The organism is Vibrio sp. Vb1574 (assembly GCF_033338675.1).
Genome location: NZ_JAWOTC010000001.1, coordinates 267911 through 280510 on the forward strand (window position 1 = coordinate 267911; position 12600 = coordinate 280510).

Below are 12600 nucleotides of genomic sequence, written 5' to 3' on the forward strand. Positions count from 1 at the left end.
TGTAAGGGTATGTATTGTTATGCACGCGAAAGAGCAGCGTGAATCGCCGCTCTTTGCTTTATGAGAATGGCTTAGCTTCTTAGCCCAATCCCTTTGGTTACTAGATAATGCGCAATGGCATACAGTGCAACAACAAATACTGCAAGTACACTAAATGAAGTGACAATGCCCACATCCGAGACACCTAAAAAGCCGTAGCGGAACGCATTCACCATGTAGACGATTGGGTTGATCTTAGAAACGCCTTGCCAAAATTCAGGCAGCAGACTAATCGAATAAAAGACTCCTCCCAAGTAAGTTAAAGGAGTCAATACAAACGTAGGGATGATCGAAATATCGTCAAACGTTTTTGCGTAAACCGCATTGATCAAGCCACCGAGAGCAAATACCACCGACGTCATGAAGACAGTCGCGACAATAATGCCCCAGTGCTCCACTTGCAAATCAACGAACAAAAGTGACACACAAGTAACAATTGCACCGACCAACAAACCTCGAGTCACGCCGCCCATCACGTAGCCAGCAATAATCACATAGTTTGGTACCGGTGCCACCAGCAGTTCTTCAATGTTCTTCTGTAGCTTTGCACTAAAGAATGACGACGCCACGTTCGAGTATGAGTTGGTGATCACCGACATCATGATCAAACCTGGAACAATGTACTCCATGTAACTAAAGCCGCTCATCTCACCAATTCGAGAGCCAATAAGATTGCCGAAAATGATGAAGTACAACGTCATCGTAATGGCTGGCGGCACTAAGGTTTGCACCCAAATACGTGTAAAGCGAGTGACTTCTTTGCTCAGCAAGCTGCGAAATGCCGTCCAATATAAACCGTACATTTAATTACTCCCCTCTCTTACAATGCTGACAAACAACTCTTCAAGTCGGTTGGCTTTGTTACGCATTGAGAGAACTTTAATGCCATGCTCTGTTAACTGACTGAATACCGAATTCAATCCTTGGCTTTTATCTAGTTCTATCTCTAAAGAGCCATCAACAATACTTTGTCGATTAACACCTTCAAGCTCAGGCACCTCGACTTCTGACTCAATATCCAAGATAAATGTCTCGACGCTTAGCTTACCTAGTAACGCCTTCATGGTGGTATTTTCAATCAGCTCACCACGATTAATAATGCCGATATTTCGACACAGCATCTCCGCTTCTTCTAGGTAGTGTGTCGTTAAAATAATCGTAATTCCTTGCTCTTGGTTGATCTCTTTCAGAAACCCCCACATTGAGCGGCGTAGTTCAATATCCACTCCAGCCGTTGGTTCATCTAAAATGAGTAATTGCGGCTCGTGCATCAAAGCTCTTGCGATCATTAAACGACGCTTCATCCCACCGGATAGGTTACGAGCACGCTCTTGGCGTTTTTCCCATAAATCCAATTTTTTCAGGTATTTTTCTGCTCTTTCTTTGGCTAACACTTTAGACACACCGTAATAGCCAGCTTGCTGCATCACAATTTGCTCAACGGTTTCAAACTGGTTGAAGTTGAACTCTTGTGGCACCAAGCCTAAATTCTGCTTGGCCAATTCGAGGTCGGTATCAATGTCATAACCGAAAACTTTCGTCGTTCCGGAGGTTTTATTCACTAAGGAGGAAATGATGCCAATCGTGGTCGATTTTCCTGCACCATTGGGACCCAGAAGCGCGTAGAAGTCACCCTTTTTCACTTGGAGACTTATACCTTTTAACGCCTCAAAGCCACCTGCATACGTCTTGCGCAGTTGTTCAATTTCTAATGCGTACATAAGGTCTTGATTGCCGTTTGTTTGTGATTACTAATACCGACTCATATTTAGCAGCGGTTTACTACAAAATCGCCTTGGGTATCGTATTGGAGGTCCATCAGTTTATCGTTGAATAACGATGATTACAAATAAACCTTTCGATAATATTGGAAATATAACCCTTACCTCGTAAAGGTTATCTCTGAGTAAGACAAAATAGAGCATAAAAAAACGCAACAGGACACTGTTGCGTTTTTAACTGTCAGAATGATTACGCCGTTATGCGCTGATACTGGTCTGCCTCAACATGTGCCACCGCCGCATTCAATGCTTCGTAACGGAATTGGTACATATTTTCATCAGGCACAAGGTCAATCACATGGAATTTCTCTAGCTGTTCTCGTGTTCGCTCATTCGGGCATAATAAATACACGGCACAATTGGCATCGAGAGCATCCTTAATCGCATTCTCTAACGCCAAACCGACGGTCACATCAATCATTGGTACATCCGTAAGATCGAGAATCATCACGTCATAGTCCGAAATACTAGAGTGCTGACGTGAAATGGCTTTAGAAACACTAAAGATCATCGGACCGGAAAGATAAAAGAACAGCACTTTACCATTAGCACGATCCAACAAACCACGCTCGCTGTCAGTCAGCGGCACATCATCTTCATCCGCGTCGCTGATCGCTTTTACTTGTCGCGCCTGCTCTCGGCTCAAACGCTCGATGATGATAATGTTCGAGATAAAGACGCCTAAACCCACCGCAACGATAAGATCAACGAATACTGTAAGCAACATAACGCCATACATCACCGCCATTCCGGAAAAGCTTACCTTATGTGCCCTCTGAATAAAGCTCCAGTCTAGGATGTTAAAGCCAACATACACCGCAATGCCAGCTAACACAGCCATCGGGATTGGCTCTGTTAATCCGCCAGCAACCAGTACAACCAACGCCAACATTAGTGCACGAATCACACCAGATAATGGCGAACGAGCCCCAACTTGGATATTCGTTACCGTCCCCATGGTAGCCCCCGCCCCCGGCAGCGCACCAAACAAGCCTGAGATCATGTTAGCTAACCCTTGACCTCGCAGCTCTTTATCTGAGTCGTGTTCTTTACGAGTTAATGAGTCACCGATAACCGCCGTTAACAAAGTATCAATACAACCTAATGTGCCGAGCACTAATGCATCAATGACCATCTCGACAAACATATCTGTGTCAATATAAGGGGCGACGAGAGAAGGTAACCCAGCAGGAATTTCACCGATACGACGAATATCTTCTGTATCAAAGAGAATCACAGACAATAAAGTCACCGCGACCAATGCCACGAGCTGTGCAGGAACGTATTTACGATATTGCTTAGGGAAGAAAAAAAGAATCCCCAAAGTCAGTAGTCCCAAAAACAACTCACTGAACTTAAGGTTAGAAATGGTCTCCGGCAAAGCAGATAACGTTCCGAGTACTCCCCCTGAAGGCGCAGCATGCCCCATCAAAGGCGATAACTGCAGAATGATAAGAATCACACCTATGCCAGACATAAAACCGGAAATAACGCTGTAAGGCATCAAGGTAACGTATTTACCCAGTTTTAATGTCCCCAATAGGATTTGGAACGCGCCAGCCATCATGACAACCGTGAAAGTCATAGCCATGCCCGTTTCTGGGTATTTCGCCATCATACTGGTTAATACTGCGGTCATGATTACCGTCATTGGCCCTGTCGGTTCTGATATTAACGTATTAGAACCACCAAATAACGAGGCAAACAAACCGACCATTATTGCCCCCCAAAGGCCGGCCTCAGCCCCGGCTCCGGATGCAACACCAAACGCTAACGCCAGAGGGAGAGAGATAATCGCCGTGGTTACCCCGCCAAATACATCCCCTTTGAAATTGATATCTTCAAAACGACTACCGAACACTGCTGATTTTCCCTGCATTCAATTTTAAAAAGTAAAATATCACTACTTTAACGAGCTAGGCGAAAATTTAAACCATAAATAGATTAAGGCTAAATTCACACCACAAATAGTTTCACCAGATTTTACTTTTTTCTTAATGAAAACTAGTCAGATGAGTCCTATCTGACGAATATTTAACGAGATCGAAATTGTAACATTGTGTATAGTTACAACACTGATCGCTTGCATGTGCACACAAACAGCAGCAGCGATTTTGTCTTTTAAGGGAAGTAGTTTGCAAAATGCCGGAAATAAAACAGTTATTTGAAAACAATTCGAAATGGTCTCAAGAGATCAAATCTGATCGACCTGAATACTTCGCAAAACTCGCTGAGGGGCAAAAGCCTGATTTTCTTTGGATTGGCTGCTCTGATAGCCGCGTTCCTGCCGAGCGACTAACCGGGCTATACTCAGGTGAACTCTTTGTTCATCGGAATGTTGCAAACCAAGTTATCCATACTGATCTCAACTGTCTATCTGTCGTCCAGTACGCCGTAGACGTTCTTAAGGTTAAACACATCATTGTCTGTGGACACTATGGATGTGGTGGCGTAAATGCAGCCATTGATAACCCTAAGCTAGGTCTTATTAATAATTGGCTGTTACATATCAGAGATATCTATTTCAAACACCGCACTTACCTAGATCAAATGCCGCAACAAGATCGAGCGGATAAACTAGGCGAGCTTAATGTTGCAGAGCAAGTGTACAACTTGGGTAACTCAACCATCCTGCAAAACGCTTGGGAGCGTGGGCAAGATGTTGAAATTCATGGTGTGGTATACGGAATTGAAGATGGTCGCTTAGAGTACTTAGGCATTCGTTCTAACTCTAAGGAAACCGTAGAAGCGTCTTACCAGAAAGCTCTTTCGACGATTCTAAATACAGACAACAAGCTCCTTTGTCGCTAAGTCATATCTAAAAGTTGAACGAAAAACGCCCATCTTAGATGGGCGTTTTTTTATATTTTAAATGCTGAACTCAATGATTATTCTTGAGGTACAACTTTACCGATGTATGGTAAGTGGCGGTATTTCTGCGCGTAATCAATACCCACCCCAACGACAAATTCATCTGGAATTTCGAAACCAATCCAATCCACAGGAACATTCACTTCACGACGAGATGGCTTATCTAGGAGCGTACAAATCGCGATAGACTTCGGCTCACGTAGCGAAAGAATCTCACGGATTTTATTTAGTGTGTTACCAGTGTCAATGATGTCTTCAACAAGCAGAATGTCTTTACCTTTGATGTCATCATCCAAATCTTTCAAGATACGAACGTCACGTGAGCTTTCCATCGTATTGCCGTAGCTTGACGCTGTCATAAAATCAACTTGGTGAGTCAGTTCGATAGCACGTGCCAAGTCTGCCATAAATACAAATGAGCCACGCAATAAGCCTACCAACACAAGATCTTCACTACCTTGATAACGCTCTGTAATTTGTTTGCCTAATTCACGAACTCGCTCCTGAACTTCTTGCTCAGAAATCATGACTTCTATTGTATGTTTCATACTGTGCTCAATCTAAATTTGTGGGTTGAGGTAAGTCGCACGCAAACGATCACCTAATCTTACGGCGTGTAGTGTATCACCACGTTCATTGGGTTGAAAGTCGCATCCTGTTGCCAAAAAATCTTGGAAGAAGGTCTTAGTTTTATAAAGTTCATAGCTAAATTTATCAATAATAATGACATTACTGTATATAAATTGTTCTACAGATGTTGACCTTGTGCATATGCACCATTACACTCATCACTGCTTTAAGCAACTATTAAAATAATCAATTAGGGGGTTACCCCCAATATCAACTCAAATGGCAAGGAAAATGGATATGGACTCAATTGCAAAGAGACCTAGAACTAGGCTTTCTCCAATTAAGCGTAAGCAACAGTTAATGGAAATCGCATTGGAAGTATTTGCGCGCCGCGGCATCGGTCGTGGTGGTCACGCAGATATCGCAGAAATTGCTCAAGTTTCTGTGGCGACTGTTTTTAACTACTTCCCTACACGCGAAGACTTGGTGGATGAAGTTCTCAATCACGTCGTACGTCAGTTCTCAAACTTCCTATCGGATAACATAGACCTAGACTTACATGCACGTGAAAACATCGCCAATATTACTAATGCGATGATCGAGCTTGTCAGCCAAGACTGTCACTGGCTAAAAGTATGGTTCGAGTGGAGTGCTTCAACACGTGATGAAGTATGGCCATTGTTTGTTTCAACTAACCGTACTAACCAGTTGCTGGTACAAAACATGTTCATTAAAGCAATTGAACGCGGTGAGGTGTGTGACCAGCACGATTCAGAACACTTGGCAAACCTGTTCCACGGTATTTGTTACTCACTGTTTGTCCAAGCGAACCGCGCTAAAGGTGAAGCGGAACTGAAACATCTAGTGAATTCATACTTAGATATGCTTTGCATTTACAACCGTGAACACTAAAGCTTAACTAGTAATATATGTCAGCCCACCGTTTGGTGGGCTTTTTATTGTCTGCTGTCAGCTAAGCACACATTTATATTCCTATGTAACAAGCATAAAAAAACCGCTGCAATGCAGCGGCTTCTATCATTCAGTCAGAAAAAGCTTACTTCTTCTTAACTGCTTTTTTGTTTGGAAGGTCAGTGATTGAACCTTCAAATACTTCAGCAGCTAGACCTACAGACTCGTGTAGAGTTGGGTGAGCGTGGATAGTCAGAGCGATATCTTCTGCATCACAGCCCATCTCAATTGCAAGGCCGATTTCACCAAGTAGTTCACCACCGTTAGTACCAACAATAGCACCACCGATTACGCGGTGAGTTTCTTTGTCGAAGATTAGCTTAGTCATACCGTCTGCACAGTCAGATGCGATTGCACGACCTGATGCTGCCCATGGGAATGTTGCTACTTCGTACTTGATGCCTTCTTCTTTCGCTTCTTTTTCAGTCTTACCAACCCAAGCCACTTCTGGCTCAGTGTACGCAATTGAAGGGATAACTTTAGGGTCGAAGTAGTGCTTCTTACCAGAGATAACTTCAGCAGCTACGTGACCTTCATGCACACCTTTGTGAGCAAGCATTGGTTGACCAACGATATCACCGATCGCGAAGATGTGAGGAACGTTAGTACGCATTTGCTTATCAACGTTGATGAAGCCGCGCTCGTCAATTTCTAGACCCGCTTTTTCACCGTCGATTAGCTTACCATTTGGTACACGACCGATAGCAACTAGAACCGCATCGTAACGCTCAGCTTCAGCTGGCGCTTTCTTGCCTTCCATTGAAACGTAGATACCGTCTTCTTTTGCTTCAACTGCTGTTACTTTCGTTTCTAGCATTAGCTTGAACTTGTCTTTGATACGCTTAGTAAATACTTTCACGATATCTTTGTCTGCTGCAGGAATTACCTGGTCAAACATTTCAACAACTTCAACTTTAGAACCTAGAGAGTGGTAAACCGTACCCATTTCTAGACCGATGATACCACCGCCCATGATAAGCAGTTTTTCTGGCACTTCTTTTAGTTCAAGAGCGTCAGTAGAGTCCCAAATACGTGGGTCTTCATGCGGGATAAATGGCAGTTTGATTGGACGAGAACCAGCCGCAACGATTGCGTTGTCAAAGTTAACAACTGTTGGCTCACCTTCGCCTTCTACAAGGATAGAGTTAGGGCCAGTGAACTTACCGTAACCGTTAACTACTGTTACGTTACGCATCTTAGCCATACCGCTTAGGCCGCCAGTTAGTTGGTTAACAACTTTTTCTTTCCAGATGCGGATTTTGCTGATGTCTGTTTGAGGCTCACCGAACACAACGCCGTGGTCAGCCATCGCTTTCGCTTCTTCAATTACTTTAGAAACGTGAAGCAGTGCTTTAGATGGGATACAACCCACGTTCAGACATACACCGCCAAGCGTGCTGTAACGTTCAACTAGTACAGTTTCAAGACCTAAGTCCGCACAACGGAATGCAGCGGAGTAACCAGCAGGACCAGAACCAAGTACAACAACTTGGGCTTTAATTTCTTTGCTCATTTTGACCTCTTGTAGTCATTATCCCTAACAGGCTGAGTGGGTATCGATTTTTTATGTTTAAGAGAGATTTGTTTTAAACAGTTATTTTCAGACCGCTAACAGTTTACAGAGATGTTAATGGTGTGAAAAGTAAATCAATTTAGCCTGTGAGCTAGACAACAATTCGATTGTGAAAACCCTGAACGAAGCAAGGCTGATAACCAAATTGTCGGTAATTATGATTAGCAGAGGCGGCTAAGTTGCCGCCTCTCATTCATCTAATTTCTATTACAGAACTAGACGACGAATGTCAGATAGACATGAGTTTAGGTAAGTGATGAAGCGCGCACCTTCAGCACCATCGATCACACGGTGGTCGTATGATAGAGACAGTGGAAGTTGTAGACGCGGTTCGAACTCTTTACCGTTCCATACCGGTTTCATTTCTGACTTAGACACACCTAGGATACCAACTTCTGGCGCGTTTACGATTGGAGTAAACGCCGTACCGCCGATACCGCCTAGGCTAGAGATAGTGAAACAGCCACCTTGCATGTCAGCAGCTGTTAGCTTGCCTGCACGTGCTTTCTTAGAAACCGCCATTAGCTCTTCAGATAGCTCGTAGATGCCTTTCTTGTTCACGTCTTTAAATACAGGAACAACTAGACCGTTTGGTGTATCTACCGCGATACCAACATTCACGTATTTCTTCAGAATTAGGCTCTCACCGTCTTCTGATAGAGAAGAGTTGAACGCTGGGAACGCTTCAAGCGCTTTAGCTACCGCTTTCATGATGAACACAAGTGGTGTGATCTTCATGCCAGTGTCTTTCTTCGCTTCAATCGCGTTTTGCTCTTTACGGAATGCTTCAAGAGCCGTGATGTCTGCGTTATCCCACTGTGTAACGTGCGGGATCATTACCCAGTTACGGTGTAGGTTTGCGCCAGAGATCTTCTTAATGCGAGATAGCGGTTGAACTTCTGTCTCACCAAACTTGCTGAAGTCCACTTTTGGCCATGGTAGTAGACCAAGAGCCGCGCCGTCGCCTTTGCCAGATGCTGCTGCACCTGCGCCAGACTCAAGACGCTTAAGTGCATCTTTCACGTAAGCTTGAACGTCTTCTTTTAGGATACGGCTCTTACGACCAGAACCTTTAACCTTAGAAAGATTAACGCCAAATTCACGCGCTAGACGACGAACAACTGGAGACGCGTGAGCGTACTCATCGTTTTCTTTGAAATCGCCAGTCGCTGCTGGAGCTGCTGCCGCTGGAGCTTCTGCTTTAGGAGCCGGAGCTGCAGGTGCTGCCGCTGGAGCTGGAGCTGGAGCTGCTGCAGGAGCAGGTGCTGCACCCGCCACTTCGAATACCATGATTAGTGAGCCAGTAGACACTTTGTCGCCAGCTGCAATCTTGATTTCTTTAACTGTGCCAGCGAATGGTGCAGGAACTTCCATAGAAGCTTTGTCACCTTCAACAGTGATTAGAGATTGCTCTTCTTCCACTGTGTCGCCAACCGCAACCATGATCTCAGTAACTTCAACTTCGTCGCCGCCGATATCTGGAACGTTCACTTCTTTTGCCGCAGACGCTGCTGGAGCTGCTGCCGCAGGAGCTTCAGCTGCCGCTGGTGCTGCTGGAGCGCCTGAACCTGCTGTTTCGAATACCATGATAAGTGAGCCAGTCGATACTTTATCGCCTGCTGCAACTTTGATCTCTTTTAGAGTACCTGCGAATGGCGCTGGAACTTCCATAGAAGCTTTGTCGCCTTCAACAGTTAGAAGAGATTGCTCTTCTTCGATGCTGTCGCCAACGGCAACCATGATTTCAGTAACTTCTACTTCATCACCACCGATGTCTGGTACGTGAACTTCTTTTAGTTCTGCCGCTGCTGCTGGAGCTGGAGCTGCTGCTGGAGCTGCTTCTGCCGCAGGAGCAGGTGCAGCGTCAGCTGCACCCTCGGCTTCGAAAATCATGATTAGAGAACCAGTAGAAACCTTGTCGCCTTCTGCAACTTTGATTTCTTTAACGATACCCGCTTGAGAAGCAGGAACTTCCATAGAAGCTTTATCGCCTTCAACTGTGATCAGAGACTGCTCTTCTTCAACCTTGTCGCCAACGCTTACAAGAATCTCAGTAACTTCAACCTCATCCGCACCGATGTCTGGTACATTAATTTCGATTGCCATTTCTTATCTACCTTCTTAATTAAGCGTATAGCGGGTTTGTTTTCTCTGTGTCGATGTCGAATTTCTTAATTGCTTCTGCAACTACAGATTTCTCAACTTCGCCACGTTTCGCTAGTTCAGTTAGCGCTGCTACTACTACGTAACCTGCGTTCACTTCGAAGTGACGACGTAGGTTTTCACGGCTGTCTGAACGACCGAAGCCATCAGTACCAAGAACTTTGAAAGACTCAGCAGGAATGTATGCACGAACCTGCTCTGCGTAGTTCTTCATGTAGTCAGTTGCTGCGATAGCAGGTTCAGTACCCATTACTGTTTGGATGTAAGGTACTTTCGCTTCCGCTTCTGGGTGAAGCATGTTGAAACGCTCTGCATCTTGGCCATCGCGAGTTAGTTCGTTGAATGACGTTACAGAGTAAACATCAGAAGCAACACCGTAATCTTCGCTTAGGATTTGAGCTGCTTTACGTACTTCATTCATGATGGTACCAGAGCTCATTAGCTGAACTTTCGCTTTGTCGCCCGTGTAAGTTTCTAGCTTGTAGATACCTTTACGGATGCCTTCTTCAGCGCCTTCTGGCATTGCTGGCATTGCGTAGTTTTCGTTCATTAGCGTTAGGTAGTAGAACACGTTTTCTTGTTCTGGACCGTACATGCGACGGATACCGTCTTGCATGATTACAGCTACTTCGTACGCGAACGTTGGGTCGTAAGAAATACAGTTAGGAACCGTACCCGCCAAAATGTGCGAGTGGCCGTCTTCGTGCTGTAGACCTTCACCGTTCAACGTTGTACGACCCGCAGTTGCACCTAGTAGGAAACCACGTGCTTGTTGGTCACCAGCCATCCACGCCATGTCGCCAACACGTTGGAAGCCGAACATTGAGTAGTAGATGTAGAACGGAATCATTGGTAGGTCGTTTGTCGAGTATGAAGTCGCAGCAGCAACCCATGAAGACATAGCACCTAGCTCGTTGATACCTTCTTGTAGAACCTGACCTGAAGTCGCTTCTTTGTAGTAAGAAACAACGCCACGGTCTTCTGGTGTGTATGTTTGGCCGTGCGGGTTGTAGATACCGATTTGACGGAACAGACCTTCCATACCGAATGTACGTGCTTCGTCAGCAATGATAGGAACGATGTTCTTACCAATGTTCTTGTTCTTAAGTAGAACGTTTAGTGCACGTACGAATGCCATAGTAGAAGAGATATCACGCTTCTGTTCTTCTAGTAGTGGCTTGAATTCTTCTAGCTCAGGAACGATGAATTCTTGAGTGAATTTTGGTAGACGCTGTGGCGTGTAGCCGTGTAGCGCTTTACGACGAGCGTGTAGGTATTCGTACTCTTTTGAACCTTCTTCAAGTTTCAGGTACGGAAGTTCTTTCACTGCTTCGTCAGTTAGGATGTCTTGAAGACCTAGACGATCACGTAGGTGTAGTACGTGAGTCATGTCCATCTTCTTAACTTGGTGCGCGATGTTCTTACCTTCAGCCGCTTCACCCATGCCGTAACCTTTAACAGTCTTAGCTAGGATTACTGTTGGACGACCTTTAGTTTCTGCCGCGTTTTTGTATGCCGCGTATAGCTTAGAAGACTCGTGACCACCACGCTTAAGTGCGAAGATTTCGTCATCAGTCATGTCAGCAACAAGTGCAGCTGTCTCTGGGTACTTACCAAAGAAGTGCTCACGTACGTACGCGCCATCTTTTGATTTGAATGTTTGGTAGTCGCCGTCGATCGTTTCATTCATAAGCTGTAGAAGCTTACCAGTCGTATCTTTAGCTAGTAGTGAATCCCAGTTGTTACCCCAGATTACTTTCACTACGTTCCAACCAGCACCTTTGAACAGACCTTCAAGTTCTTGAATGATCTTACCGTTACCCATTACAGGGCCATCTAGACGCTGTAGGTTACAGTTGATTAGGAAGCATAGGTTATCTAGTTTCTCACGCGCAGCAAAAGAGATAGCACCACGTGATTCTGGCTCATCCATCTCACCGTCACCTAGGAACGCGTAAACGCGCTGCTCTGAAGTATCTTTAAGACCACGGCCTTCTAGGTACTTAAGGAAACGAGCTTGGTAGATAGAAGCGATTGGACCTAGGCCCATCGATACTGTCGGGAACTGCCAGAATTCAGGCATCAGTTTAGGGTGCGGGTATGAAGGAATACCTTTGCCGTCTACTTCTTGACGGAAGTTGTCTAGCTGCTCTTCAGTTAGACGACCTTCAACGAATGCACGTGAGTAGATACCTGGTGAAATGTGACCTTGGTAGTAAACTAGGTCGCCACCATCCTTCTCGTTTGGTGCACGGAAGAAGTGGTTGAAACATGTCTCGTAGAACGCAGCAGAAGACTGGAAAGACGCCATGTGGCCGCCTAGCTCTAGGTCTTTCTTGGATGCACGTAGAACGATCATGATAGCGTTCCAACGAATAATTGAGCGAATACGACGCTCAAGTGTTGTGTCACCTGGGTATGCTGGTTCTTGGTCTGCAGGAATCGTGTTGATGTAGTTAGTTGTGATACCTGTTGGCATATCAACACCGTCTAGACGTGCTTTATCTAGAACTTGCTCTAATAGGAATTGAGCACGCTCTAGACCTTCTTCACGTACAACTGACTCAAGCGCTTGTAGCCATTCTTGAGTTTCCAGTGCATCTACGTCATGCTTCATATCAGACATGGCGA

9 protein-coding genes are annotated in these 12600 nt (G+C 45.0%); 2 read left to right on the forward strand and 7 right to left on the reverse strand.

The genetic code is table 11. From position 1 onward, the window contains the following. Nucleotides 1-71 precede the first annotated feature (71 nt). The 3 genes from R7O12_RS01150 to R7O12_RS01160 all read right to left on the reverse strand — a co-directional run bounded on the left by R7O12_RS01150 (nt 72) and on the right by R7O12_RS01160 (nt 3681). Complete coding sequence (locus R7O12_RS01150) at nt 72-842, reverse strand: ABC transporter permease (RefSeq protein WP_005386598.1); 771 nt, start codon at nt 840-842, stop codon at nt 72-74. Next, entirely contained in the window at nt 843-1760 is a 918-nt protein-coding gene (locus tag R7O12_RS01155; RefSeq protein ID WP_005380000.1) for an ABC transporter ATP-binding protein, read from the reverse strand. A gap of 250 nt (nt 1761-2010) precedes the next feature. Next, complete coding sequence (locus tag R7O12_RS01160) at nt 2011-3681, reverse strand: SulP family inorganic anion transporter (protein ID WP_005379997.1); 1671 nt, start codon at nt 3679-3681, stop codon at nt 2011-2013. 281 nt (nt 3682-3962) lie between these two features. Here R7O12_RS01160 and can point away from each other — a divergent pair, with 281 nt between their 5' ends. Continuing rightward, complete coding sequence (can, locus tag R7O12_RS01165) at nt 3963-4631, forward strand: carbonate dehydratase (RefSeq protein WP_005379996.1); 669 nt, start codon at nt 3963-3965, stop codon at nt 4629-4631. 77 nt (nt 4632-4708) lie between these two features. Here can and hpt read toward each other — a convergent pair whose 3' ends face one another. Beyond that, on the reverse strand, nt 4709-5239 hold the full coding sequence (gene hpt, locus R7O12_RS01170; RefSeq protein WP_005379995.1) for a hypoxanthine phosphoribosyltransferase: 531 nt from the start codon (nt 5237-5239) through the stop codon (nt 4709-4711). A gap of 319 nt (nt 5240-5558) precedes the next feature. On the opposite strand from hpt, the gene opaR reads away from it, so the two are divergent. Continuing rightward, nucleotides 5559-6173: a transcriptional regulator OpaR gene (gene opaR, locus R7O12_RS01175; RefSeq protein WP_005379994.1), complete on the forward strand. Its 615-nt coding sequence runs from the start codon at nt 5559-5561 to the stop codon at nt 6171-6173. Between the two features lie 145 nt (nt 6174-6318). Here opaR and lpdA read toward each other — a convergent pair whose 3' ends face one another. The 3 genes from lpdA to aceE form a co-directional block, all read right to left on the reverse strand. After that, the gene (gene lpdA / locus R7O12_RS01180; protein ID WP_005379993.1) at nt 6319-7746 is read right to left on the reverse strand and encodes a dihydrolipoyl dehydrogenase; all 1428 of its coding nucleotides are present in this window, start codon (nt 7744-7746) and stop codon (nt 6319-6321) included. A 267-nt stretch (nt 7747-8013) separates the two neighbouring features. Continuing rightward, nucleotides 8014-9912: a pyruvate dehydrogenase complex dihydrolipoyllysine-residue acetyltransferase gene (aceF, locus tag R7O12_RS01185; RefSeq protein WP_213912218.1), complete on the reverse strand. Its 1899-nt coding sequence runs from the start codon at nt 9910-9912 to the stop codon at nt 8014-8016. A 19-nt stretch (nt 9913-9931) separates the two neighbouring features. Continuing rightward, on the reverse strand, nt 9932-12595 hold the full coding sequence (aceE, locus tag R7O12_RS01190; protein ID WP_005386612.1) for a pyruvate dehydrogenase (acetyl-transferring), homodimeric type: 2664 nt from the start codon (nt 12593-12595) through the stop codon (nt 9932-9934). Nucleotides 12596-12600: the final 5 nt, after the last annotated feature.

Bases quoted from the DNA above. Each gene is read 5' to 3' on its own strand.
- R7O12_RS01150 (WP_005386598.1), bottom strand. From the start codon at position 842: ATGTACGGTTTATATTGGACGGCATTTCGCAGCTTGCTGAGCAAAGAA.
- R7O12_RS01155 (WP_005380000.1), bottom strand. From the start codon at position 1,760: ATGTACGCATTAGAAATTGAACAACTGCGCAAGACGTATGCAGGTGGC.
- can (WP_005379996.1), top strand. From the start codon at position 3,963: ATGCCGGAAATAAAACAGTTATTTGAAAACAATTCGAAATGGTCTCAA.
- hpt (WP_005379995.1), bottom strand. From the start codon at position 5,239: ATGAAACATACAATAGAAGTCATGATTTCTGAGCAAGAAGTTCAGGAG.
- opaR (WP_005379994.1), top strand. From the start codon at position 5,559: ATGGACTCAATTGCAAAGAGACCTAGAACTAGGCTTTCTCCAATTAAG.
- lpdA (WP_005379993.1), bottom strand. From the start codon at position 7,746: ATGAGCAAAGAAATTAAAGCCCAAGTTGTTGTACTTGGTTCTGGTCCT.
- aceF (WP_213912218.1), bottom strand. From the start codon at position 9,912: ATGGCAATCGAAATTAATGTACCAGACATCGGTGCGGATGAGGTTGAA.
- aceE (WP_005386612.1), bottom strand. From the start codon at position 12,595: ATGTCTGATATGAAGCATGACGTAGATGCACTGGAAACTCAAGAATGG.